Genomic DNA, 24141 nt, shown 5'->3' with positions numbered 1-24141 from the left:
AGAGCATCGGAAAGCCGTATGCGGGAAAACCGCACGTACGGTTTGATGAGGAGGGGCTGGTCACCCCAGCCCTTTACTCTACTAGGCATCAGGCGACTCGTCCTTCCGCAAAAAAAATGACCCGCAACGAGGCGGGTCCAAGTCTTGCTCTATATTAGGAAAGGGAGTCGTTGGATTTCAGTATAGGCCCCTTACCTTAAAGCAAGCTGAAATCCCGCTTATCGCCGTATTAAAATCGCGTTACAATTGCTTAACAATTCGGTTTCATTGTTTCATAGCGCAGCCGAGAAGGACATTGCGCCTTTCCGGTGAACCTGTTACTTTAACGGTACAAGATTACGAAGCAAGGAGGCGGGCAGGTTGGAGCGCGAACAAATCGCCAAAAGGCTGAGGGCGCAGCTGCACAAATCGGGGCGCATCATCGGCGTGGCCGCCGGGAACGGGGCGGTCGCGAAGTATGCGATTCAAGGGGGAGCCGATCTGCTGCTCGCGCTAACTTCCGGAAGGTTCAGGCAGATGGGCCGCAGCTCGCTCGCGGGCCTTCTGCCGTTCACGAACGGCAACGAGCTGGTCATGCAATTCGGCACGCAGGAAATCATATCGCTTCGGGACGCCGCCGTACCGGTCATCTTCGGCCTATGCGCCAGCGATCCGACGATCGAGCTGGACCGTTATACGGACCGGATCCGCGACAGCGGCTTCTCCGGCATTGCCAATTATCCGTCGATCGGCGTCGTCGACGGCAAGTTCCGCGAGGCGCTCGAGGAGAGGGGGCTCGGCTACGGGAAGGAAGTCGAAGCGATCCGGGCGGCTCATCGCAAAAACCTGTTCACGATCGCCTTCGTCTTCGACGAGCTCCAGGCGGAACGGATGGCGGCTGCGGGCGCGGACGTCATCTGCGCCAATCTCGGCCTCACCAAGGGCGGCGAGCTCGGGGCGAAGAAGGTGCTGTCGCTGGAAGCGGGCGTGCGGCTGGCGAACCGGATTTTCGAACATAGCGACCGGGTCAATCCGTCCGCGATCAAGATGCTGACCGGAGGCCCGATCAGCACGCCGATCGATTTGCACTATATGTACGACAACACGCCGGCCGTCGGTTACGTGGGCGGGTCGTCGCTGGAGCGCATCCCGTCCGAGCAGTTCATAACCGACCGGATCATTGCGTTCAAGGCGACCGGCGTCTCGAGCAAGGACAAGCTGCTGCAGAAGATGCTCGACGGCGTGCAGAAGCATTACGACTACGTGGAATTCATTAAAGAATACGTCGCGGAAAATTTCATGAACGAAATTTCGTTTCACGAGCTGGCCATGGTGGCGCATGTGTCCCGGTCCTATCTCAGCACGCTGTTCAAGAAGGACGTCGGGTGCAATTTTCCCGAATACTTGGCGAAGTACCGGATCGGCAAGGCGATCGAAATCATGAAGCGGGAAGAGCTTTCGCTGCTCGAAATATCAAGCCTGGTCGGCTTCAAGGATTACGCGCCCTTCAGCCGAACGTTCAAGAAGGTGACGGGCGTCCCGCCCAAGGCGTATGCGCGCGAGCTTCGCGGCCTCGCCGCGTCCGAGGCATAGCCAAGGTGCGTCAGGAACGCCGCATCAGGTTCCGCAGCAAAATGTATACGATTACAATACCGCACAAACGATCATGAACACCGAACGAATCGTCATCTTTTTCGGCAGAGGCTTGCCGTATAATTACCTCAACCAAACAAGTTGGGGGGTCATTTATCCGGGGGGATCGAAGTGGCATATGGACGCAAGGATGTAATGGAGAGGCTGAGGCGGCGGGTCGCGCAGGGAGGCATGATCAATGGAACCCCGGCGGGCTCGGGGGCCGCGGCGGGAAGCGCTGAGGCGGGCGGCGCCGATCTGATCGCCGTCTACCATTCGGCCAAGTATGAGACGGAAGTCGGCGATATGCTGGCCGGGCTTCTGCCGTACGGCGACGCGAACCGGATCGTCGCCGAGCTCGGCGGGGAGGTGCTGCCGGCCGTGAAGGAAACGCCCGTGCTCGCGGGCGTATGCGGCACCGATCCGTTCCGGGTCATGGATATCTACTTGAAGCAGCTGAAGGGGCAAGGCTTCTCGGGCGTGCAAAATGTTCCGACGGTCGGCTTGATCGACGGCGTATTCCGTTCGAATCTGGAGGAGGCGGGACTCGGGTACGGCCTCGAGGTCGAGATGATCCGAAGGGCGCACAAGCTGGAGCTGTTCACCTGCCCGTTCGTATTCGGGCCGGACGATGCCAGAAGCATGGCGGCCGCCGGCGCGGATTGCCTGGTCGCGCACTTGGGCTATGCGACCCGCGGCCCGATCGGCTCGCAGGAGCGGATGACGCTTGGTGATTGCGCATCGCGGATACGGGAGATCGCCGAGGCCGGGAGAAGCGTCAATCCCGGCATCCTCGTCCTTTGTCACGGCGATCCCGTGCACGGGCATGACGGGGCTCGCGGATTAATGGAACGGGCGGAAGACTTGAGCGGATTTTTTGCCAAGGAATCGAAACGATAAGGGAGGCTGAATCGGCATGCCGGTCATTCGCGTGAAGGAACAGGAGAATTCATTTCCAAGCTGGAGCGAGATTCATCATTACGGCATCAATCATTTGAAGGTCGGGCAGGAGGTGCCGCTGCATTACCACGACAGCAACGAATATTGGATTATCGTGAGCGGCAGGGGGATTTGCACAACGGAAGGCGATACGTACGAGATCGGGCCCGGCGACATGGTGCTGACGAAGAAGGGCGACGAGCATTCGCTCGTCGTGACCGAGGAAATGACGGCGATCTACATGTACGGCGTGCTGCCGCCAGGCGGCAAAATCGGCTATTTGTACCGCAACAAACAATCCGAATAATTCGCGCAGGAGGTCAAGTTCATGAGCTTAAAGCTGATTCAGGTAGGGCTGGGCGGACACGGCAGGGGCGTCGCGCGCCACTTTGTTCTCCCGTCTCCCGATTTCATCTACGCGGGACTGGTCGATATCGACTCGCGGTCCCTGGAGACGTTCGCCGAGGAACACGGCTTGTCGAAATCGCTGCTCTACACCAATTACCGGCAGGCGTTCCGGGAAGCGGGAGCGGACGCGGTGCTGATCGAGGCGGCTTCGCCGGTCCATTACGAGATTTGCCGGGCGGCGCTCGAGAACGGCCTGCACGTGCTGGTCGAGAAGCCGTTCGTGACGAGCATGGAGGAGGCCGAGGAGCTGGTGCGGCTGGCGGCGGAGAAGGAGAGAACGATTATGGTCAACCAGAACTATCGTTTTTTCTCCACTGTTGTAACGTTAAAGCAAGTATTGCGGGAGCAGCCGCTCGGCAAGCCGCTGTTCGCGAACGCCGAATTTTACTGCGACCACGACGGCAAGCCTTACCAGCGGGAGATGGACAATTATATTTTGCTGGAGATGAGCGTCCATCACGTCGACATGATCCGTTTCCTGCTGGATACCGACATTACCGCGGTGCGGGGCCGTACGTGGAACCATCCCGGCAGCGGGTACAAAGGCGACCCGAACGTGAATGCGCTGTACGAGACGGAAGCGGGTGTTCCCGTCGCTTACGGCAGCAGCCTGATCGCCAAGGGAGCGCGAATGCCGTGGGAAGGCCTCTGGCGCATTCAATGCGAAGAAGGCGTCGTCTGGCTGAACGATCTGGGGGAGGGCTACGGCGTCTATACGGTCGACGCTCGCCACGAGAAAACGAAGCTGCCCTTGATCGTGCCGGAGCATGAAGGCATACACGGGACGCTCGCGGAATTCGCGCGGTCCATCCGGGAGAACCGGGAGCCGGCCGCGTCGGGACGCGACAACAAGAGAACGCTTGCCGCGCTGCTCGCGACGAGCGAGTCTTCGAGGGAAGGCGCCGTCGTCCGGCTTTCGCAAGATCAATAGCCGATTCATAAGGAGGATTATAGGGATGAAAAAATTTTCAACTCTTATCCTGACTGCATGCCTCGCCTTAACGGCTATGGCGGGATGCAGCAGCGACAACGGCAGCGGCGGGAACGAAGCGAATGCCCCGGCGGAGAACGGTAGCGGAGGCGGCGGCGGGAAGGCGCAGCTGACGGCCCTTATCGTGAAGAACGGTCTAACCAAGCCGCTGAAGGAAATGGAATGGCTGCAGAAGGTCGAGGAATCGGCCGGCGTGGAAATCAAATGGCAGGAAATATCGTCGGACTGGGGCCAGAAGAAGGGCGCCCTGCTCGCGAGCGGCGACATCCCGGATCTGATCGTCGGCCAAGGCGCCGTCGGGGACGCCGACTATGCGCAGTTTACCGGCTTGTTCCAGGATATGACGGAATTGATTCCGCAGTACGCGCCGAACGTGGAGAAGATGTTCGAGGAGATGCCGGTGACGAAGACGATATCGACGCAGCCGGACGGGCAAATCTACGGGCTGCCGAAATATCAGCGGTTCTGGCCAGGCTCCGGCACGAGGCAGTACATCAATAAGCAATGGCTCGACGAGCTAGGCCTTGATGCGCCGACGACCTGGGACGAATTGTATGCGGTGCTCGAAGCGTTCAAGTCGAAGGACGCGAACGGCAACGGCGATCCGAACGACGAGATCCCGATGGATTTCGCGCCGGTCGGCACGGGCGGCTTCGGCTTCTTCCAGCCGACGGTGCTGCTCGGCAGCACGGGCATAACGCTGTCGGACGCCAGCTTCCAGGGCTATTTTGTCGAGGACGGCACCGTGAAAAACTTCGTGACCGACGAGCGGTATAAGCAGATGGTCGCGTTCCTGCACAAATGCTATGCGGCCGGGCTCATTAATCCCGAAGTGTTCACGCAGGACTACGCGAAGTTTCAATCCAACTCGCGCGGCGACGGGACGACGGCCAAGGTCGGCTTCACGTTCGGCTGGGGCGCGTCGGACCGGTTCGGCAACGAGCTTCCCGCGCAGTACGCGTCGCTGCCGCCGCTCAAAGTATCCGCGAGCTCGGATGTCGAGCTGTCCTGGAGCTACGATTACAACCATATGAACTACGCGGGCAACATGATCGCGATGTCGGCGAAGACGAAGGACAAGGCGGCGGCCATGCGCTTCATCAACGAGCTGTACAATCCGGTCGTCGGCATGCAGGTGCTGTTCGGCTCGCTCGGCCCGAATATTAAGGACAACGGCGACGGCAGCTACAGCGTCCTGCCGCCGCAGGATCCGAAGATGGATCCGGGGACGTGGAAGTGGACGTCGACGTGGGGCGATACCGGGCCGATGTATTTGGCCGATTCGCTCGAGCTCGATCTGCCGGTCGACATGGCGGAGGTGCTCGCGGAGGAGGAGCCGCTGCGGGAAGTGCTGGACAAGGTAGATGAGAAGACGGATTATTATCCGGGGCCGTTCATCAAATATTCGAAGGACGATCTGAGTGCGCTGTCCTTGAACAACAAAAACCTGATGAGCGTCGCCATGGCCAAGTTCGCGCAGTGGGTAACCAAAGGCGGCATCGAAGCCGAGTGGGACGCCTACCTGGCAAGCTGCGAGAAGACCGGCCTGCCGCAAAATCTTGAAATCATGCAAAAGTACTACGACGACTATCAGAGCAAAAATAACTAATTATCTCATGCGGGAGAATGCCGGAACTTACCGCCCGGCCGCCTAAGCGCTTCCGGCGCGATGCGGCATTCTCCGCGCAAAGGGGAGAAATCCTTATGGGCTCGTTCAAACGGGATTATCAGCTGTGGATCATGGTTTTCCCCGCGATTCTCGTCGTCTTCGTCTTCAATTACGTGCCGATGTACGGCATCCAGCTCGCTTTCCGCGACTACGACTTCAGCAAGGGCATTACCGGGGGCGAGTGGCGCGGCCTGCATTATTTCGAGCAGTTTATTAACAGCTTCTCGTTCGCCGACCTGATGCAGAACACGGTCGCGATCAGCCTGGCGACGATCGTATTAAGCTTCCCGGTTCCGATCGTGCTGGCGCTCATCCTGAACCAGCTCATGGGCAAGCGGATCAAGCGAACGCTGCAGACGACGGTTTATTTGCCGCATTTCATCTCGACGGTCGTCCTGGTCGGGATGCTGAACGTGCTGCTGTCGCCGAGCACGGGCGTCATCGGGCAGCTCATGAAGTGGGCGGGGATGGGCGATATCAATCTGCTCGCCTCGACGAACGCGTTCGTTCCCGTCTACGTCCTCTCCGACATCTGGCAGCATTGCGGCTGGAACAGCATCATTTATTTGGCCGCCTTGTCGACGATCGACCCGCAGCTGTACGACGCGGCCAAGATCGACGGGGCGAGCCGGTGGCAGACGATCCGGCATATCGAATTTCCGGCGCTCGTGCCGACGATCATCATTCTGTTCATTCTGAGCATGGGCCACGTGCTGGGGACGGGCTTCGAGAAAGTATTCCTCATGCAAAATACGCTGAACCTGCCCGTATCGGAGGTCATTTCGACCTACGTGTACAAAATCGGCATCGTCTCGAATCAGTTCAGCTATTCCGCGGCGATCGGCCTGTTCAATACCGTCATCAACTTTATTTTCCTGTACGCGATGAACCTGATCTCCAGGAGGACCTCGAGCATCAGTCTGTGGTAGAAGGAGGGAGAGCCGTGGGGCTTGCAGGCAAAAGCAACGAACTCGTTTTCAAAATCGGCTTATTCGTCATCTGCTCGCTTATTTTCTTGGTCATCGCCTATCCGTTGTACTTTATCGTAATCGCATCGGTCAGCGACTCGACGCTTGTCTCGACCGGCAAGGTGCTGCTCTTCCCGAAGGGAGTCAGCCTGTTCGGCTACAAGGAGATTTTTAAGGACGAGCGGATTTGGCAGGGCTACGGCAATACGATTTTGTACACGGCGCTCGGCACCTTCGTCAATTTGCTGTTCACGATTCCGGCCGCCTACGCGCTGGCCCGGCAGGAATTCAAGGCGCGGCGCGTCATTATGCTCGCCTTCGTGCTTACGATGTTTTTCAACGGAGGGCTCATACCGACTTTCCTGCTGATGCGGGATTTGCATCTGACGGACTCGATGTGGGTGTTCATTCTTCCGTTCTCCGTCAACGTGTACAATCTGATCATCGCCCGCACGTTTTTCGAAAATTCGCTGCCGAAGGAATTGTACGAGGCTGCGGCCATCGACGGCTGCTCGCATCTGCGCTACTTCGCCTCCGTGGCGCTGCCGCTGTCGAGAGCGATGCTGTCCGTCATCGGGCTCTATTACCTGGTCGCGCATTGGAACGATTTCTTCACCGCGCTGATCTATATTCGAAGCAACCATCTGCAGCCGCTGCAAGTCGTTTTGCGGGACATCCTGCTGTCGAACCAGGTATTCGCGAACGGCATCGGCCTTGGCGGCGATCTGGGCGGCTACGCGCAGCGGTACGCGGATCAAATCAAGTACGGCGTCATCATCGTGTCGACGCTGCCGATTCTGGTCGTATACCCGTTCATTCAGAAGTATTTCGAAAAAGGGGTCATGATCGGCTCGATCAAAGGATAGGGAGCGTGGCACGGCCATGACAGCCAAAGCGGTAATCATTTGCGCCCTGGATACGAAGGGGGCCGAAGGCAAATATATCAAGGAATTAATCGAAGCGGCTGGCGTGCGGACGATTACGCTGAACACCGCCGTGCTGGGCGAGCCGCATTTCGAGCCCGACGTTACCGCCGGGGAGCTGGCCGGGCTGGCCGGCGTACCGCTGGCGGAGCTGATCGCGAGGGGCGACCGGGGCTTCGCCGTCGAGACGATGATGAACGGCGCCGTCAAGAAGGTCACGGAGCTGCATGCGCGCGGGGAAGTCGGCGGCGTCATCGGCCTCGGGGGAAGCGCGGGGACGACGATCGGCACCGCCGTCATGCGGGCGCTGCCGGTCGGCGTGCCGAAGGTTATGGTGTCGACGATCGCCTCCGGCAACGTGCGTCCCTACGTCGGCATGTCGGACATTCATATGGTCAATACGATCGTCGACATCGCCGGGCTGAACAGCCTCTCCCGCAGAACACTCGGCAACGCGGCGCACGCCCTTGCCGGCATGGTGAAGGGCGGTTTGCAAGCGGGCGAGGCGGAGAAGCCGATCGTCGCCATGTCGATGTTCGGCGTCACGACGCCGTGCGCGAACGTATGCCGGGAGGAACTGGAACGGAGAGGCTATGAGGTGCTGTGCTTCCATGCGACCGGCATCGGCGGGCAGGCGATGGAGAGCTTGATCGAATCCGGCCTTGCGGTCGGCGTGCTGGACATGACGACGACCGAGCTCGCGGACGACGCGGCGGGCGGGCTGCTCAGCGCCGGTCCGCACCGGCTGGAAGCGGCCGGGAAGCGGGGCATTCCCCAGGTCGTCTCGGTCGGGGCAGCCGATATGGCCAACTTCGGCGCGCTCGACACGGTGCCGGAGCCATTCCGCTCGAGGCGGCTCTACAAGCACAACCCGAACGTGACGCTGATGCGCACCTCTGCCTCGGAGAACGGCGCCGTCGGCGGGATGATCGCGGACAAATTGAACCGGGGCCGCGGGCAGACAGCCGTATTCCTGCCGCTGCGGGGCGTATCGGAGCTGGACGCGCCCGGGAAGCCGTTCCACGGGCCCGAGGAGGACGAGGCGCTGTTCGAGGCGCTTCGGCGCGGATTGGACCCGAAGATCCGGCTCGTCGAGCTGGACTGTCATATTAACGAGGAACGCTTCGCGCTTGCCATGGCGGAGAAGCTCGCGAACATGATCGAAACCGAAACAAAGGATAACCGGGAGGAATAGGGATGCAGTTTACGAGAGAACAAGTACTGGAACGTTTGAAAAATCGGGTTGCGGCGGGTCTGCCGATTATCGGCGCGGGGGCGGGAGCCGGCATTTCGGCCAAAAGCGCGGAGGCGGGGGGCATCGACCTGATCATTATTTACAATTCCGGCCGCTTCCGCATGGCGGGCCGCGGATCGGTGGCCGGCATGCTGCCTTACGGCGACGCCAACCAGATCGTCGTCGAGATGGGCGCGGAGGTGCTGCCGGTCGTCAAGGAGACGCCGGTGCTGGCCGGGGTATGCGGGACGGACCCGTTCCGCGACATGCCGCGCTTCCTGAAGCAGATCAAGGAGCAGGGCTTCTCGGGCGTGCAGAACTACCCGACGGTCGCTTACTTCGAAGGCGCGGCCCGGCAGGACATGGAGGATACGGGCTTCAGCTACGATCTGGAGGTCGAGATGATCGGGCTCGCGAGAGAAATGGACTTGTTCACCGCCCCGTACGTGTACAACGAAGAGGAAGCGACCAAGATGGCGAAGGCGGGGGCGGATATGCTCGTCGCCCATATGGGCCTGACGGCGAAGGGCTCGATCGGCGCCAAGAACGCGCAGCCGCTCGACGCCTGCGTCGCCAAGATCGAAGCGATCCGCGACGCCGCGCGGGCGGTCAACCCGGAAGCGCTCGTCATCTGCCACGGCGGTCCGATCTCCGAGCCGGCCGATCTGGCATACATCCTGTCGCGAGTGTCCGGCCTCGACGGCTTCTTCGGCGCATCGAGCATCGAGCGTCTGGCGACCGAACGGGCGATTCGCGACCTGGTCATCGACTTCAAGCAGGTGAGCAAGCCGCTTGCGTAGCGGGCTGCTGCTCGGCAACGGAAAGGGACTGTTCCTTAAGTCATCGCCAGGTGACATATGGAACAGTCCCTTTTTTCTGCGCATCAGAGCGGCCAGCCAAGCGCAAAGCCTGCGATTGTGCAGCTTTTCGCCGTTGAAGAGGCGGCCTGATGAAAGGCCTGCGAATGTGCAGGCATTTCGAGGACATGAAGCCCCTATCGAGCTAATTAGCTGAAAAAAGATGTGCTTTCGCAGGCATTTGCTTGGCAGCACGCATGGAGCGGCCAAAAACCTGCACATTCGCATCCTTCGGCGTGAGACGCGCTTAAGATGCGTTGACCCGCGCGTCTGAATCCGCGAGTAGGATGATTCGCCTCACGCATAGGCCTACTCGTTTTCGATTTCATCGCGCCCGACGAAGTGGAAGCAAATCCGGCCGGAAGTCGGGCAGGTGGCTCAAAGTGTCGAGCGAATTTGCGCGAGATGATGACGGCCGTGCCAATCGTAGCGTTGAACGGCCGCGTCCAGGGTCATGGCGCCGTGGGTCGGACTTGTAAACGTCCGTTCGAAATCGGCCGGCTTCAGCGTGCGGAGCAACGCGGCGAACCGGCTGCGCACCTCGCCCAGCAGGACGAGGGAGCCTTCGACCGGCAAGTCGTAGTCGCCAAGCTCCGCCCACAAATCTTCCCGGTAGGTGCCTGCAACGGAGTTATCCTCCGTGAGCGCCCGCTTGAAGCGGATATAGGCGTTCATATCGTTGTCGGCGAGATGGTGGACGACCTGCCGCACGGTCCAGCCTCCCGGACGATAAGGGGTCTGCAGCTGCTCCGGCGTCAGATTTTGCACGGCGAGCCGGAGGCTTTGCGGAAATTCCGCAATAGCATCGATGAATCGGCCGCGCTGCTCCGGCGACGGGTTATGCGCGGGTTCGAACTTGCCGATCGGATAACGTATCGAATCCATAAAAGCACCTCTCTATCGTCGAATGAACTAATCAAAAAATTCTAGAAACGCTGCCGCACTTCCTCTTCCGTCCGGAAGGTTACTCTCGATTGCTTCTATGCGAACCTGGTTTAAGCTTGCTCGACCGATCTTGTTGTCGGCCTCCCAGCTCTTCTCCGCTCTCGGTTGCTATACTGGATTCCCGCAGTAACTTTGGCTATTCCCGCGGCGGATCGCGGTCTATACTGGATTTCATCCAGTCAAACGGCCGGTAAATCCGGAATGAGTCGGATAATCGGCGAAAAAATGGGATCAAATCCAGTATACAAAAGCATTCGAGTCTCTTACGCATGCTATACTGGATGAAATCCAGTGTAGCAATGCGCTGCCGAGCAGGGACGGCGGGATGCGCGGGGCGTTCGCACGGGCCCCCGTCCACGGCCGGCCGCTTGGCCGGCTTGTTTGAGCCCCTTGCCGGCATAGCTGGATAAAATCGCGGAAAGAAGGGCGATGCATGAGCGAATCCGTAAACCAAAGCGAACGTTACCTAAACTCGATTCCATTGCTGGGAGAAGACGCCAAGCTTGAACGAATCCGCAAGGGCTACTCCAGCGACGGGAAATACATCGTATTTGACCGTCAAGGAGCGCCTAAATACATCCTTAGAACGTACGGCATCGAGCAAGACCGAGACAAGCGGCTGGAATTTAACCGGCTCGCCATGATGGAGGAGCAGGACGTGGAATGCTCCAGACCGATTGAAATCGGCGTCCTGCATGAACTCGGGCTCGGGTACATGATCGTCTCTTATATAGAAGGGAACGAAGCGACGGATGAGCTCCCGCTGCTTACCGAGGAAGACCAGTTCCGGGTTGGCATTCAAGCGGGCTTGGAATTACAGAAGATTCACCGGGTCAGTTGTCCGGAGCCGATCGGGCCATGGGCGGATCGGATGGCCGCCAAGCATCGCCGGTACCGGATAGCGTACGCGAATTGCGGAGCGGCGATCCCGAACGATGCCAAGCTGTTATCCTATATCGACAACAATCTTCGCCTCATGAACGGGAGATCGAATATTTTCCAGCATGACGATTACCACGTCGGCAATTTGATCGTGAAGGACGGGAATCTGTCGGGGATTATCGATTTCAATCGGTCGGACTGGGGCGATCCCCTCCATGAATTCGTCAAAGTCGGTATTTTTAGTTCGGAGGTAAGCGTTCCTTTTTCTGTCGGTCAAATTGCAGGCTACCATAACCGCAAGGAACCCGGCGAAGCGTTCTGGCCGTTGTACTCGCTTTATCTGGCGATGACGCTTGTCTCTTCGGTCGTCTGGGTGCTCAAAGTCAAGCCGGAAGAGCTGGACGTGATGATGGCGAAAATAGACAAAGTGATGGAGGACCATGACGGCTTCGAATTAACGGTGCCGAAGTGGTATGGCCGGTTTCAGCCCGGATGGGGCTGAAACCTTGACGCTTAACCTGCCTGCGCAAGTTCCCGATACAGGCGCTCTACGTCGTTCAGCAGATCGGGTACCCAGCTTTCCGAGCCCGGTATCCAGTCGGTGCCGCCGTATACGAGCGAGCGCAATGTTTTGATCAGCCAGCATAACCCGCCGATCCGCACCTGCCCGTTCAGGTCGTCCAACGGAATATCGTGCTCGCCGGCGTACGCGGCAAGCAGCTCTTCCCGAGATAAGCCGCACCGTGAGAGAGCTTCGTTCATCAAACAATAGAGGTCCCCGAGATGAGGGCTTATATAAGCCGTCGGCCAATCGATCGGCATGATGCCGCCGTCCCGGACGAGCAGGTTCTTCGCGTGATAATCGTGATGAACGATCGTGGCGGGCAGGCTTCGATACAGCTTCTCCAAGCGGTGGGGGAGCATGGCTTTGACCTCGGATAAGACGCCGAATGCCGCGAGCTTCGGCGATTGCAGCAAATCGTCCAGCAGCGACAGGATATCGTCCTTCGATACCGAGTAGGCCGCAATTGCCTGTTCGGGAAGCAGCTTCTCCAAGTTGCCCGCTGCGCGCATGCGGAGTCTTGCCAGCTCCCTTGCCGCTTCCAGAAAATAAGCGGGCCGCGGCTGCTCCTCCAAGTTCGCCGTGCCCGCGTCCTCCATGACGATGACTCCGCTGTCCTGCAGCCGAGCGGAAGCATATATTCGCGGCGCGTTCATACGCAGCGGGTGGACCAAGTCCCGGTAAACATCGGCTTCCCGCGCCATCTCGTTCCGGCCCCATTTGACGATGCGCGATTCGCCCGTCGCAAGCTTCGCCCGGTAAACCTCCGACAGCGCCCATTTCCGTATGAGCGACCATTCCGCGACCTCTTCCAGCAAAGGGATCGTCGAGACGTAATTTGAAAAACAACGGGGTATCATCGTTGCGTTCCTCCCATTTCTTTGGTTTAGGAACCCATTTTTACATAGATGGCGAAAAAGATATAGACTTATGTTTTCCCGCCTGCTATGATGTTGAATAAGGTCTTGAAAAAATTCGGGACTCTTTTTTATGCCTGCTACGAACCGCCGAGGCCGTCCCGCAAGGGAGGGCCTCTTCTATTTGCCGCCGCGGCTCGCCCGGTATCGGGTGTATGTTATAATTAACGCCTACAACATCCATTCGCATAAGGAGGAGTACATGGAATTTATTAACAAGCTGCTGACCGACTTTGGAGTCCAAGAAGATTTAGCCTTTTATCTAACTAATGTAATCATGATTATCGGAATTTCCGCGCTCAGCATAGCGGCCAATTTTATAACGAAGAAGGTCGTATTGAACGTCATTTCCCATTACATTCACAACAACCGGTTCAAATGGGACAATTATTTGTTGGAGCGAAAGGTCATCCACAAGCTCTCGCATGTCGTTCCCGCCATCATTATCTATTATTGCTCCTACCTTTTTCCTTCCTATCAGCATCTGATCGTGATGGGCGTCACCCTCTACATGATCGTGGTGGCGCTGCTCGTCATAGATGCATTCCTGGATGCGGTCAACGATTTTTATTCGACGTTCGAGATTTCGAAGGCCAGGCCGATCCGGGGCTATATCCAGGTTGTGAAAATATTCATTTATATCATCGGCGGCATTTTGCTGATCTCCAATATGATCGGGGAAAGCCCCCTTATTTTGCTAAGCGGGATCGGGGCGTTATCGGCCGTTATTATGTTGATTTTCAAAGATTCGATACTCGGTTTGGTAGCGGGCGTCCAATTGACCTCCAACGACATGGTGCGGGTCGGCGATTGGATCGAGATGCCGAAGTACGGCGCGGACGGCGACATCGTCGATATTTCCTTGAACACGGTAAAGGTCCAAAATTTCGATAAAACGATCACGACCATTCCGACGTATGCGCTGATCTCGGATTCGTTCAAAAACTGGCGGGGCATGCAAAATGCCGGAGGGCGGCGGATCATGCGCTCCGTTAGCGTGGATACGGGCAGCATCGTCCTGTGCAGCCCCGAAATGATCGAGGCGTTCAAAAAAATTCATTACTTGAAGGACTATATCGTCCTGAAAGAGAAAGAAATCGAGCTGTACAACATCGACAACGACATCGATCGATCGAGCAAGGTGAACGGCAGGGCGCTGACGAACATCGGGATGTTCAGGGTGTACATCCAGCGCTATCTCGAGCATCATCCGAAAATCCATCAAGGCATGACCTGCCTGGTCAGGCAGCTGCAGCCCGGGGAAACCGGATTGCCGCTCGAAATTTACGCGTTCACCAATGACGTGAACTGGGCGGCCTATGAAGAAGTGCAGTCCGATATTTTTGACCATATTTTCGCCGCCGCACCGGAGTTCGGGCTAAGAGTGTTCCAAAGTCCGACGGGACATGACTTGAAGAGCGCGCTTAAGACGGAGCGGTCGGAGAAGGAGTACGCTTAAGGCTGCCGTCCGCAGGAGCTGTCCCAAAAGCAGGTGTGCTCGCTTGATGAAAATCGGCGGAACTACTCGCTCCTGAGTCTGGACAGCCTTTTTTAAATTTCAAAAACTGAAACTAAATGCGAAAGAAAGGTGGTTCGTGAGCGTTTAGTTTCAAATTTTGAAGCTAAGTCGGTTAATATCGGAAAGTGCAGCGCAAATGGGACCTTTTAAATTCAATAGTTGAAACTAAATTGGGTGTGAGTGGAGCTTAGAGCAATTTAGTTTCATTTTTTGAAATTAGCACCGTCGTCTCATGGTCGTCGAAGCTAAACAGGGCTGTCTCTCGGGTCGTTTCACTTCTATATCGTCATCCCGGCTATCCTGTTCTTGATCGCTTCCATCCGAAGGCGAACTCGGCAGTAGATTTTATTTGGCCGATAGCTGTCACAATACGCCCCCTTATCTCGTCGTATGAGCAATCGAGAAGAGGGGGCGTTGTCATGAAACCAAAAACATTCGTTGTCGTCGGCGGCGGCTATGCCGGCATTCATGCCGTGCGGAGCTTGCAGAAAGGATTTCGCGAGGAGCTGCGCAGAGGGCTGCTGAAGCTCGTACTGATCGACAAGCAGGCTTACCATCTGCGTAAGGTGCTGCTGTTCAAGCCGGCGGCGGCCCGGGAGGAGATTAAAATCCCTTTCCGGCAGCTGTTCCCGGAAGGCGTCGAGCTGGTCCGGGGGGCCGTGACGCGAATCGAATCGGCGGACAAAAGCTTGCTATGCCAGGATGAAAACGGAGCCGAACGGCGCATCGGCTACGACGTGCTCGTGCTCGCCGCCGGCAGCGTCGTGCGGCAGCCGGAGCCGGAAGCGGGCGGGATCGCGCTGACGGGCGTCGATGCCGCGATTGAAATCCGGGAAGCTTGGCTCGCGAACCTGAAGCAAGCCGCCGGAACGCAGGATGAGCGGGAGCGCCGGCGCTTGCTGACGATCGCCGTCGCGGGGGCCGGCATCAGCGGCATCGAGACGGCGGCCGAGCTGGCGCACTACGTTCGGGTCGGAGCAAGCGTACTGGGGCTCGACCCGGCCGAAGTGAAGATCCGCCTGCTTAACGCGCACGACCGTCTCTTCGGGCAAGGCCCGGCCAAGGTGGGGCAACGGCTAGAGGCCGAGCTGGCCGAACGTGGCGTTGCGGTCATCCACGGCTGCAGGGCGGTTCGCGAGAAGGAAGGCGTGCTCGCCTTGTCAAGCGGCGAATCGATGCCCGTCGGTCTATGCATCTGGTCGCTCGGCCTGCAGCCGAATCCGATGCTGCGCAGCATCGGCGTTCCGCTTACGCCGGACGGCTACGTAGCCGTCGATGCCAGCTACCGGGTGCAAGGCGCGCATGGGGTGTACAGCATCGGCGATTGCGCGCATATAAGGGACGCAAGCGGCAAGACGGACGGGAAGACGTGCAAGGAAGCGTCCGCGCAAGCCGTCAGGCTCGCGAAGGTGATCGAGGCGGATATCGAGGGCCGATCGGCGCCGGCCCACAAGCCGTATGCCGATGTGTTCTGCTTCGGACTCGGGCCGGAGCAGGGCCTCGTATGGACCCGTCAGTGGGGGCTCGATTTCATCATCGCCCGGAGGCTGGGCTGGCGAATCCGCAAACTGACCTGGGACGTCGCAAGTCTGCTAAAATAATGCTGAGAACCGCCGCAGGAACGGGAGTGATGGCATGCAGAAACTATACGAGCAATACAGGAGGCTGCTTTTTACGCTGGCCTATCAGCTGACGGGCTCCGCCGCCGATGCGGAGGATGCGGTGCAGGACGTCTTCGTGAAGGTTCACGGCATCGATCCCGGGCATCTGAACGACCCCAAAGCCTACTTGTGCAAAATGGTGACGAACCGCTGTCTCGACATGCTGAGCTCGGCGAGGAAGCGGCGCGAGCGGTATTTCGGGGAGTGGCTGCCCGAGCCCGTGCCGACGGTGCGCAACGAGCCGCTCGAAGCGGCGCTCCTCGGCGAAAGGCTGTCCTACGCGATGCTCGTGCTGCTGGAGCGGCTGTCCCCCGCGGAGCGCGCGGCGTTCGTGCTCCGCGAGGCGCTCGGCTTCGATTATCCCGCGATCGCCGAGCTGACCGGCAAGAACGAGGCGAACTGCCGCAAGCTGCTTAGCCGGGCGAAGGGCAAGCTGGGCATGGCGCCCGAGGAGTCGCCGCGCGCCGAAGCGGCGGACGAGGCGTGGGTCCGCCGGCTGCTCGCCGCGCTCGGGCAGGGCGACGCGGAGGCGGTCGTGTCGATGCTGGCCGAGGACGTCGTGCTGCTCTCGGACGGAGGAGGCAAGGCGGTCGCCGCCGTCCATCCGATCGAGACGCCCGATCGCGTCGCGAAGTTCCTTCTCGGCCTTATGCGGAAGCTGCCCGATTATATCGGAGGCGTCCGGTTCGAAACGCGGCCCGTTAACGGTCAGACGGGACTGCTCGTCCGCTCGAAGGAGGGCATCGACACGGCGGTGCTCCTTCACGTGGATGGGGGCAAAATCCGCAACCTTTATTTCATAAGGAATCCGGATAAGCTTGAGCGATTATCGGGGGAAGAACAAGATTTTCTCAAAAGGCCGTGAAGCGGCGGGAGAGACGCCCTGCTGCCCCTTCATGCGTTAAGGTCTGGCCTACGCTGCCCTCAATGTGACGAAAATCCGACAAGGAGTCCCCGCACCGCCGCTTACCAAGACAAGCTTCTCCCGTTCAGGCGGCTCGGGAGATGCGACGGGCGATGTGCCGAGCAACATCGAGAAACTGCTGGGCTCGGAAGGCGCGCTGCGAGCTAGCCGTGCAGCCAGGCGCCGGCTTTGTCGCCGCCCGTAATGAGCCGATGATGCAGCGCGGTTCCGATGAGGACGGCCGTCTCGAAGGCGGCGGCGCAATCGACCGTCTCGAGCTCCGTATGTTCGTTCCGGTAGCCGACGGACAGGTTGACGGAAGGGATGCCGAATTGCTGGGCGTAAACGCCGGCGTCGCTCGATCCGCCCGCCGTCGTCTTCCAATCCGGCATCCCGGCCAAGGCGCCGGCCCGCTCGAACAGCTGCCCGTAGGATGCGGGGCAGAACGGGATCCGGCCCGCGTAAGAAGTGACGATGTCGCGGGTGCCTCTGCGGTCGGCGACGACGGCCGCATCGATATCCGTCATAAACCGCGGATCCAATTGCCGCGAGCCGACGAGGCCGATCTCCTCCCGGACGGTGAAGGCGAGCTTAAGGGTGCCGGCGAAGCGGGTACGGCGTATCGTGCGCGCGACCTCGAGAATGACGGCGATGCCTGCCCGGTCGTCGGCGCCAAGAATGCCGGCCGTGGACCGCAGGAGATGCCCCTCCTGCACGATTTGCCGGCCCTCCGCAAGCTCCTCGTATAGATCCATATGCGCCGACAGCAGCACGGTCGGCCCTTCCCCGCAAGGAACAGCCGCGCACAGATTGCCGGCATGGTCGACGAACAGTTCGTCGGCTATGTGTATCAGCCGGTTCCATAACGCCAGCCGAATGAGCTCCTCTCGTCCGCTTACCCCCGGTATGTTCAGCAGCCCAAGCAGCGAGTGCTTGAACGCCTGCAGCGTGTTCACGGCAAGGTCAACCCCTTTAACAAGTATGCGTCCTCCCCTAGGGGACGGGCGCGCGGCCGGATGCCCGCGGCTTGCGGAATGATTAGCCGGCTTATTACCTGTATATGAGGGGGACCGCCGCCGTGACAGCGCCATTAACGAGAGGCACGGTTCGATTCAGCATGCCCGGTGAAGTCGCCGACGAATAAGTGCCTTCATTCGATCTCGGCGGGCCCGGGCAAGTCGCCGACGAATAAGCGCCTTCATTCGGTTTCGGCGAGCCTGGCTAGCTGCTATGCATAAGCGCCTGCGATTGCGCATCTTTTTCTCATCCTGTACATCCGCAAGTTGGAATACGTGCAAAAGCGCATCTTTTTCGTCAGCCTAATACCGTCTGATTCGCAACCGGCGAGCAATTGATGCACGTTTGCAGGCATTCGCGCCCAACATACGCTTTAGTCGATAAATGCCTGCACTTTCGCATGTTCTCACCGCCATCATCATGCTAAAAAGAAAACGAGCCCCGAATCGCGTCATGCGCGATGCGAAGGCTCGTTTCACTATGCCGCTCCGGCTATCGCCGGGCGTCGCCTTACTTCATGGGCTTCAGCCCATTGGCTTCCCGGATTAGCGAGAAGTAATGGTCGGCGCGAACGACCTCGTACTCGGCGCCGAGCTGCTCCGTAAGCGCGACGACGTCGGTCGGCGTCATGTTCCAGGCAAGCAGGCCGAGGGAGACGAAGAGCGGCGATTTGCCGTCCCAGTTCGCTTTCGCCTCGTCGAGGATGCGCTTGCCGTCCTGCACGGTGCTGATGCCCTGGATCGTCGATACCGGCAGCTTGCCGTCCACGATCTCGACGCCGTGTCGGTCTTCCCAGCTGAGGAACAGGCCCGGCACTTCGTATTCTTCCAGATAGGAGGCGACCGTCGCCGGGCTAAGCGGAACGTTCTGCCCGTCGATCCGGTTCAGTACGTAAGGAATCGTCATGTCGGTTTTCTTCAGGTAAGAGTAGGACTGCTTCAGGAAATCCCGCAGCGCCTTCTCCGGCCATGCGTTCGGATAGAAGTAGCCGGCGCCCGACGGACCGGCGATGAGCAGGTCGTTCTTCGTGGCGGTCGACTGGAAGTAATGCAGCATCGCCGGCGCCGCGTCGTACAGCAGCGGACTCGACGTCCAGTTAATCGGCACCTTGCCGCGGTTCGGGTCGTCCCACAGATTGCGCATTTTGTGCTGATTGTACTGGAGGTTGTCGCCTTCGCTGAACGTGTACGAAACGTAAATTTTGTTCGCCAGCTTCGGCGCGGCGACCTTCTGCGGCTTCACGGGATTCGCCTTCGTGCCCGAGAATACGGTCAGGTTGCTGAACCAGTCCGCGGCAAGGACGTAAACGCCGTAGTTGGACGTAATCTCGACGCCGCTGAACTCGCCTTCGACGTCGTTGCTGAACCAGCCGAGATATGGCGTGCCGGGACCTGCGTCCTTCAGGATTTTCTCGAAGAGCGCCTTCTGCTCCGGCACGTTCGAGTCGAGCCAGAATACCGCCGCCTTGTTCGCTACGGCATAATCGCGCAGGTAGCCGTAAGGCTCCTTCTTCTCGGAGGAAACCGGCTGCACGCTGCTGGCGGACACCTTGAACTGGTTCCACATGTCGACCGAGGCGGTCAGCTGCTGCGTACCTTCGGGCGCCTGGAACTCATAGACGAAGTAACGGCCGTTGTCGGCAAAACGATGTCCGCCGTTGCCTTCGGATACTTGCGAGCTCTGACGGTCGTAGAGGAATTCCTCTTCTTCCGGCGTGCCCGGGATGAACTGGGCGATCACCTCGCCGTCGGCCTTCACCGTCACCTCATGAACCGCCGGTCCCCAGCCGTCCTGCGTGAAGGCGTCGGTGAAGCGAAGATAGACGGACTCCCCGGCCAGATAATCGGTCAGGTCGAGGTCGTACACCTTCCGGTTGTTGCCGTCGCGCTCCTGCGTCGCCTCCTCGGCGATCGTCGCGAACGAATTGAAGTTGCCCTCAGGCAGGCGGATGGACGTGTCGGGGCTAAGGCCGATCAGCATCCGTTGCGTCGTCTGGCTCCACAGGTTCTCGTACTGCCACGTGTAAGCGTCGACGCGGTCCTCGAACTTGCCGCGCAGATCGTCGAGCACGGCCAGGTTATACGGGGCGGCCGTCAGCTTCTCCGCCAGCTCGGGGCTGGCCACGACGGCGCTCTTCAAGCCGGCGAGCGTCGTCGCCACGTTGATCGAGTCCGGCACGGCCGGATCGTAGACGATGACGCCCTTCAGCTCGTTCTTGAAGGTGTTGACGATATCCCAGTAATTGTCCCGCACCTTGTACGGCACGTCGATGTCGTTCAGCCACTTGAACTTGCCTTCTTCCTTGCTTTCGATCAAATAGACGCGCGGCTCCTTGCGGTTCACGATGCCTTGCAGCGTCGCCAGCAATATTTTGATGTCTCCGGGAGCGTCGTAAACATCCGCCACCTCGAGCTTTTTCACTTTCGCGAAGGTCGGCAGCTCCTGCTGCGCCGGCCAAGAAATCGTTCCGTTATTCGCGGGCGGCTTGGCCGCGGGCTCGGCGGCCACTCCGATCGAGAGCGACATCGTGCACAGCACGGCTACGGCCGCCGTGCTCAGTTTTCGAAACATCATCGAACACCTCGTTCATTGGAATAGTTAGGATCGCGTATGAAGCAGGTCTTGCTTAATTGGCGGGTCTAACCGTGATGGCTGTCTGAATGCTCGAATCGCCGGCCTCCTTTCCCGTAGTTTGGGGGAGATTATGAAGAACATCTCTAAATATATAAAATATATATAACCATAACGATTGCAATAGCTTCGACAAAGGTTATCAAAATCAAACAGAAAAAGCTAAGAAATAGAAGCTGTTTCGCGTCGGACAGTTCTTTTTTCGTGAGGCTTCGAGCCTATGGCGATCCGGCGAATTTCCGTTGTCAAACGAGGTGCAAGGTTATATTATATATAACAAATAAAGGTGGATTATTTGCTCTGCCGCCGCATAGAGGTGGAAGGGACGGTCCGCGACGCAAAGGAGCTGAAGGACTATGGCGCTGCGTTTCCGCAAAAGAAAGCTGGACGACACCAGGTGCGAGGCCTGCTCGGTATTCGACGTGAACAACGACGGCATCCCCGACATCGTGAGCGGGTCTTATTGGTACGAGGGGCCCGACTTCACGCAAAAGCATGACATAGGCGAGGTGGAGGCGATCGGCGAATATTTGGACGACTTCGCCGACTATCCGCTCGACGTCGACGGGGACGGGTGGACGGACATCGTCACTGCGTCCTTCTTCGGCGACTCGCTAAGGTGGCGGCGCAACCCCGGCCCGGCGGGCGGGGAGTGGGAGACCGTAGCCGCAGGTCCCTTGCGGGCAACCGAGACGCTGCGCTTCCATGATATCGACGGCTGCGGCATTCCGGAGGCGTTCGCGAACGAGATCGACAGCCCGCAGGCGTTCTTCAAGCTGGACCGCCAAGCGGGCGGCAAGGGCGTGCCGGGCTTTCGCAAGGTCGTCATCGGCAAGGAGCCGGCCGGCCATGGCATGGGCTTCGCGGACGTGAACGGCGACGGACGGATGGACATCGTGCTGAGCCGAGGCTGGCTGGAGCAGCCGGAGGATCCTTACGGGGAGTGGACGTTCCACCCGGAATTCGACCTCGGCGCGGCAAGCATACCGATTCTCGGCATCGACGTGAACGGGGACGGGCGCTGCGATCTCATCTACGGCATGGGGCATGACTACGGCCTGTATTGGCTGGAGCAGGGCGTCGACGCCTCGGGCGGGCGGACATGGACCCGGCACGAGATCGACGGGAGCGGCTCGCAGTTCCACGACATGCAGCTGGTCGATCTGGACGGCGACGGCAAGCTCGAGCTCGTCACGGGGAAGCGGTACCGCGCGCATAACGACGGCGATCCCGGCGCGGACGATCCGGTCGGCCTTTATTATTACAAAATACATGAAGCCGCTTTCGAGAAGCATGTGATCGACTACGGCCCGGCCGGCGAAGCGTCCGGCTGCGGCATTTATTTCTGGACGCATGATTTGACCGGCAACGGCTATCCCGACATCGTCGCGCCGGGCAAGGACGGCTTGTACTTATTCGAGAATATGGGCGAATTCGGGGAGGAACCGGCATGAGCAAGCTGCGGATCGGGTTCGTCGGAACGGGCGGCATGGGGCAGATGGCGCATCTGTCCAATTACGCGCAGCTTGCGAAGGAGTGCGAGGTGGTCGCGATCGCCGAGCCCAGGGCCGAGCAGGCGAAGCTCGTCGCGGGCAGGTACGGCATCGCGGAAATTTATGCGGACCATCGCGAGCTGATCGCGAAGGCGCGGGTGGACGCGATCGTCGCCGCGCAGCCGTACCGGCGGCACAGCATCATCGTGCCGGATATTTTGCAGTCGGGCATACCGGTGTTCACGGAGAAGCCGCTGTCGCTCACGGTCGAGGCGGGGGAGCGGCTCGTGCGGCTCGGCGAGGAGCGCGGCACGCTCCATATGGTCGGCTATCACAAACGGTCCGATCCGGCGATCGAATACGCGAAGGCCGTCGTGGACCGGTGGAAGGAGAGCGGCGAACTCGGCCGGATGACGTACGTGAGGGTCAGCATGCCGCCGGGCGACTGGGTCGCGGGCGCGGACGCGCCGCTCGAATCGGGCGAGCCGCGGCCAAGCGACGAGCTCGAGCCGTTCGGGGAGGCGTTTGACGCGGAGACGAACCGCAAATACGACGAGTTCGTCAACTATTACATTCATCAGGTGAACCTGATCCGCCACATGCTCGGCGAGCCGTACCGGCTCGCTTACGCCGATCCTTCCGGCATCCTGCTGACCGGCACGAGCGACAGCGGCGTCTGCGCCGTGCTCGAGATGGGCGCTTACCGGACGACGGTCGAATGGCACGAATCCGTATTCGTCGCCTTCGAACAGGGCTTCGTCAAGGCGGAGCTCCCGCCGCCGCTCGCGCGGCAGCAGGCCGGCCGGGTAACCGTCATGAAGGACGCGGCCGGCGGCAGCCCGGAATACGTCGTGCCCGTACTGCCGAACGTCCATGCGATGCGGAAGCAGGCGCAGAACTTCCTCGCGGCCGTCCGGGGCGAGCGTCCGGCGCCGTGCGAAGCGAGGGAGGCGCTGGAGGATCACCGGCTCGCGGAGGCTTATATCCGCGCAATGTATCCGCGGCAATCGGAAAACTTTTGATCCAATTGGAAGAGCAGGAAAGGTTTAACTCCGGTATGCGCGGGCAACAATAACAACACCACGACGAGACCGGGAGAGAGCGGCATGCATTTCGCGCTTGGCGTCATTACTTTAATATGCGCATGGCGCTGGGGAGACTGGCGCAATTGGAAGCAGTACCACCATACGATGATGTATTTCGCGCTCGGCAACCTGCTGTACAATTTTTTGTCAGCCAATCATTTTCTGTGGAAGCTGAATCCGGACTTTATGCCAAACCATAGCATGACGGAGATGGTCTATACGTTCGTTACATTCCCGGCAACGGCTTTGCTGTTCTTGACGAACTACCCCGATGGCAGGAAGAAGAAAAGGCTTCATTATTTGCAGTGGATCGGCATCTATGTGATCGTCGAGTGGTTCTTCCGGGATACGGGAAGAATATTGTACCAGCACGGCTGGAGCCTCATGTGGTCGGCTATTTTCGATATCACCATGTTCCCCATGCTGCGCCTCCATTACAAGCGGCCGCTGCTTGCGTACGCGATTTCGGCCGTTCTCTGCGTGTTCTGGGTCATGCTGTTCGACGTTCCCGTCGACGTGCCGATCGAGAAGCGGGGCGGCTAGCTATACGAAGAAACAGGATGTCCGCATAAGATGCGGCATCCTTTTTTTATGCAAATCGCGAATCGAGCTTATGCCGCCTAAGGACGGCGTGAGCCGTTTGCACTTGGCTTGCTCGTCCCGATCCGTCCGCCCCGGATTTGCCGGCTCCGCCGGATCGTGCGGCTGCCGTCCTCTAACGGACCGTATTGCTCTTATTTCGATAAAACGGACGCCTTTTCATTTTTAACGGACATGAGAGACGCTATTGGCCTCAAATCCTTCGTTTTATGCTCTGAAGAGGCGAAATAAGGACGCTTGTGTCCGTGCGCGCCTAGCAAAGCTGGGTACAACTAGCCGGTGAAAGTCCGGTCGGGGTAGGGGCCAAGCCGCCTCGTAGCTAGCA

At 59.2% G+C, this 24141-nt stretch carries 20 protein-coding genes; 16 read left to right on the top strand and 4 right to left on the bottom strand.

Translation table 11 applies throughout. The features are described from left to right. The first annotated feature begins 360 nt into the window (after positions 1-360). The 9 genes from IDH41_RS30165 to IDH41_RS30125 all read left to right on the top strand — a co-directional run bounded on the left by IDH41_RS30165 (position 361) and on the right by IDH41_RS30125 (position 9543). Positions 361-1572 (top strand): phosphoenolpyruvate hydrolase family protein, encoded by a 1212-nt coding sequence (locus tag IDH41_RS30165; RefSeq protein ID WP_190867894.1) that lies wholly within the window; start codon positions 361-363, stop codon positions 1570-1572. Positions 1573-1743: 171 nt separating this feature from the next. Continuing rightward, on the top strand, positions 1744-2511 hold the full coding sequence (locus IDH41_RS30160) for a phosphoenolpyruvate hydrolase family protein (RefSeq protein WP_317890847.1): 768 nt from the start codon (positions 1744-1746) through the stop codon (positions 2509-2511). A gap of 16 nt (positions 2512-2527) precedes the next feature. Continuing rightward, entirely contained in the window at positions 2528-2857 is a 330-nt protein-coding gene (locus IDH41_RS30155) for a cupin domain-containing protein (RefSeq protein ID WP_190867892.1), read from the top strand. A gap of 21 nt (positions 2858-2878) precedes the next feature. Further along, positions 2879-3889 (top strand): Gfo/Idh/MocA family protein, encoded by a 1011-nt coding sequence (locus IDH41_RS30150; RefSeq protein ID WP_190867890.1) that lies wholly within the window; start codon positions 2879-2881, stop codon positions 3887-3889. A gap of 25 nt (positions 3890-3914) precedes the next feature. Further along, complete coding sequence (locus IDH41_RS30145) at positions 3915-5558, top strand: extracellular solute-binding protein (protein ID WP_190867888.1); 1644 nt, start codon at positions 3915-3917, stop codon at positions 5556-5558. Positions 5559-5653: 95 nt separating this feature from the next. Beyond that, positions 5654-6547: an ABC transporter permease gene (locus tag IDH41_RS30140; RefSeq protein WP_190867886.1), complete on the top strand. Its 894-nt coding sequence runs from the start codon at positions 5654-5656 to the stop codon at positions 6545-6547. A 14-nt stretch (positions 6548-6561) separates the two neighbouring features. Beyond that, positions 6562-7452 (top strand): carbohydrate ABC transporter permease, encoded by an 891-nt coding sequence (locus tag IDH41_RS30135; protein ID WP_190867884.1) that lies wholly within the window; start codon positions 6562-6564, stop codon positions 7450-7452. 16 nt (positions 7453-7468) lie between these two features. Then, complete coding sequence (locus tag IDH41_RS30130) at positions 7469-8704, top strand: Tm-1-like ATP-binding domain-containing protein (protein ID WP_190867882.1); 1236 nt, start codon at positions 7469-7471, stop codon at positions 8702-8704. A 2-nt stretch (positions 8705-8706) separates the two neighbouring features. After that, complete coding sequence (locus IDH41_RS30125; RefSeq protein WP_190867880.1) at positions 8707-9543, top strand: phosphoenolpyruvate hydrolase family protein; 837 nt, start codon at positions 8707-8709, stop codon at positions 9541-9543. A 435-nt stretch (positions 9544-9978) separates the two neighbouring features. Here the strand turns inward: IDH41_RS30125 and IDH41_RS30120 are convergent, their stop codons facing one another. Continuing rightward, entirely contained in the window at positions 9979-10485 is a 507-nt protein-coding gene (locus IDH41_RS30120) for a YfiT family bacillithiol transferase (protein WP_190867878.1), read from the bottom strand. A 493-nt stretch (positions 10486-10978) separates the two neighbouring features. Here IDH41_RS30120 and IDH41_RS30115 point away from each other — a divergent pair, with 493 nt between their 5' ends. Continuing rightward, positions 10979-11929 (top strand): aminoglycoside phosphotransferase family protein, encoded by a 951-nt coding sequence (locus IDH41_RS30115; RefSeq protein ID WP_190867876.1) that lies wholly within the window; start codon positions 10979-10981, stop codon positions 11927-11929. An 11-nt stretch (positions 11930-11940) separates the two neighbouring features. Here the strand turns inward: IDH41_RS30115 and IDH41_RS30110 are convergent, their stop codons facing one another. Then, positions 11941-12849, bottom strand: a complete 909-nt coding sequence (locus IDH41_RS30110) for a phosphotransferase (protein ID WP_190867874.1) — start codon at positions 12847-12849, stop codon at positions 11941-11943. A gap of 259 nt (positions 12850-13108) precedes the next feature. Here IDH41_RS30110 and IDH41_RS30105 point away from each other — a divergent pair, with 259 nt between their 5' ends. The 3 genes from IDH41_RS30105 (at position 13109) to sigJ (ending at position 16951) form a co-directional block, all read left to right on the top strand. Continuing rightward, positions 13109-14365 (top strand): mechanosensitive ion channel family protein, encoded by a 1257-nt coding sequence (locus IDH41_RS30105; RefSeq protein ID WP_190867872.1) that lies wholly within the window; start codon positions 13109-13111, stop codon positions 14363-14365. Between the two features lie 479 nt (positions 14366-14844). Then, a complete protein-coding gene (locus IDH41_RS30100) occupies positions 14845-16026 on the top strand; it encodes an NAD(P)/FAD-dependent oxidoreductase (protein ID WP_190867870.1) in 1182 nt (393 codons plus the stop codon). A 34-nt stretch (positions 16027-16060) separates the two neighbouring features. Further along, positions 16061-16951 carry an RNA polymerase sigma factor SigJ gene (gene sigJ, locus IDH41_RS30095; protein WP_190867868.1) on the top strand — a complete coding sequence of 297 codons (891 nt, stop codon included), beginning with the start codon at positions 16061-16063 and terminating at the stop codon, positions 16949-16951. 203 nt (positions 16952-17154) lie between these two features. Here sigJ and IDH41_RS30090 read toward each other — a convergent pair whose 3' ends face one another. Together IDH41_RS30090 and IDH41_RS30085 are read right to left on the bottom strand one after the other, a co-directional pair. Continuing rightward, positions 17155-17946: a M20/M25/M40 family metallo-hydrolase gene (locus IDH41_RS30090; protein WP_317890846.1), complete on the bottom strand. Its 792-nt coding sequence runs from the start codon at positions 17944-17946 to the stop codon at positions 17155-17157. A gap of 571 nt (positions 17947-18517) precedes the next feature. After that, positions 18518-20578, bottom strand: a complete 2061-nt coding sequence (locus IDH41_RS30085; RefSeq protein WP_190867864.1) for a GxGYxYP domain-containing protein — start codon at positions 20576-20578, stop codon at positions 18518-18520. A gap of 416 nt (positions 20579-20994) precedes the next feature. Between IDH41_RS30085 and IDH41_RS30080 the strand changes: the two genes are divergently transcribed. The 3 genes from IDH41_RS30080 (at position 20995) to IDH41_RS30070 (ending at position 23759) form a co-directional block, all read left to right on the top strand. Continuing rightward, a complete protein-coding gene (locus tag IDH41_RS30080; RefSeq protein ID WP_190867862.1) occupies positions 20995-22092 on the top strand; it encodes an FG-GAP repeat domain-containing protein in 1098 nt (365 codons plus the stop codon). Next, positions 22089-23153, top strand: a complete 1065-nt coding sequence (locus tag IDH41_RS30075) for a Gfo/Idh/MocA family protein (protein WP_190867860.1) — start codon at positions 22089-22091, stop codon at positions 23151-23153. The genes IDH41_RS30080 and IDH41_RS30075 overlap by 4 nt, the downstream gene beginning before the upstream one ends. 84 nt (positions 23154-23237) lie before the next feature. Beyond that, positions 23238-23759, top strand: a complete 522-nt coding sequence (locus IDH41_RS30070; RefSeq protein ID WP_190867858.1) for a CBO0543 family protein — start codon at positions 23238-23240, stop codon at positions 23757-23759. Positions 23760-24141: the final 382 nt, after the last annotated feature.

Origin of the sequence: Paenibacillus arenilitoris (assembly GCF_014705655.1) — a bacterium.
GTDB classification, from domain to species: domain Bacteria; phylum Bacillota; class Bacilli; order Paenibacillales; family Paenibacillaceae; genus Pristimantibacillus; species Pristimantibacillus arenilitoris.
Note: the sequence above shows the minus strand (reverse complement) of the source record. Positions and strands in the feature narration are given on the sequence as shown.

What these genes read in the sequence shown, in the direction of transcription:
- IDH41_RS30130 (WP_190867882.1), top strand. Translation starts at nt 7,469, where the DNA reads ATGACAGCCAAAGCGGTAATCATTTGCGCCCTGGATACGAAGGGGGCC.
- IDH41_RS30085 (WP_190867864.1), bottom strand. Translation starts at nt 20,578, where the DNA reads ATGTTTCGAAAACTGAGCACGGCGGCCGTAGCCGTGCTGTGCACGATG.
- IDH41_RS30145 (WP_190867888.1), top strand. Translation starts at nt 3,915, where the DNA reads ATGAAAAAATTTTCAACTCTTATCCTGACTGCATGCCTCGCCTTAACG.
- IDH41_RS30140 (WP_190867886.1), top strand. Translation starts at nt 5,654, where the DNA reads ATGGGCTCGTTCAAACGGGATTATCAGCTGTGGATCATGGTTTTCCCC.
- IDH41_RS30120 (WP_190867878.1), bottom strand. Translation starts at nt 10,485, where the DNA reads ATGGATTCGATACGTTATCCGATCGGCAAGTTCGAACCCGCGCATAAC.
- IDH41_RS30155 (WP_190867892.1), top strand. Translation starts at nt 2,528, where the DNA reads ATGCCGGTCATTCGCGTGAAGGAACAGGAGAATTCATTTCCAAGCTGG.
- IDH41_RS30115 (WP_190867876.1), top strand. Translation starts at nt 10,979, where the DNA reads ATGAGCGAATCCGTAAACCAAAGCGAACGTTACCTAAACTCGATTCCA.
- IDH41_RS30080 (WP_190867862.1), top strand. Translation starts at nt 20,995, where the DNA reads ATGGCGCTGCGTTTCCGCAAAAGAAAGCTGGACGACACCAGGTGCGAG.
- IDH41_RS30125 (WP_190867880.1), top strand. Translation starts at nt 8,707, where the DNA reads ATGCAGTTTACGAGAGAACAAGTACTGGAACGTTTGAAAAATCGGGTT.
- IDH41_RS30150 (WP_190867890.1), top strand. Translation starts at nt 2,879, where the DNA reads ATGAGCTTAAAGCTGATTCAGGTAGGGCTGGGCGGACACGGCAGGGGC.
- IDH41_RS30075 (WP_190867860.1), top strand. Translation starts at nt 22,089, where the DNA reads ATGAGCAAGCTGCGGATCGGGTTCGTCGGAACGGGCGGCATGGGGCAG.
- IDH41_RS30105 (WP_190867872.1), top strand. Translation starts at nt 13,109, where the DNA reads ATGGAATTTATTAACAAGCTGCTGACCGACTTTGGAGTCCAAGAAGAT.
- sigJ (WP_190867868.1), top strand. Translation starts at nt 16,061, where the DNA reads ATGCAGAAACTATACGAGCAATACAGGAGGCTGCTTTTTACGCTGGCC.
- IDH41_RS30110 (WP_190867874.1), bottom strand. Translation starts at nt 12,849, where the DNA reads ATGATACCCCGTTGTTTTTCAAATTACGTCTCGACGATCCCTTTGCTG.
- IDH41_RS30070 (WP_190867858.1), top strand. Translation starts at nt 23,238, where the DNA reads ATGCATTTCGCGCTTGGCGTCATTACTTTAATATGCGCATGGCGCTGG.
- IDH41_RS30100 (WP_190867870.1), top strand. Translation starts at nt 14,845, where the DNA reads ATGAAACCAAAAACATTCGTTGTCGTCGGCGGCGGCTATGCCGGCATT.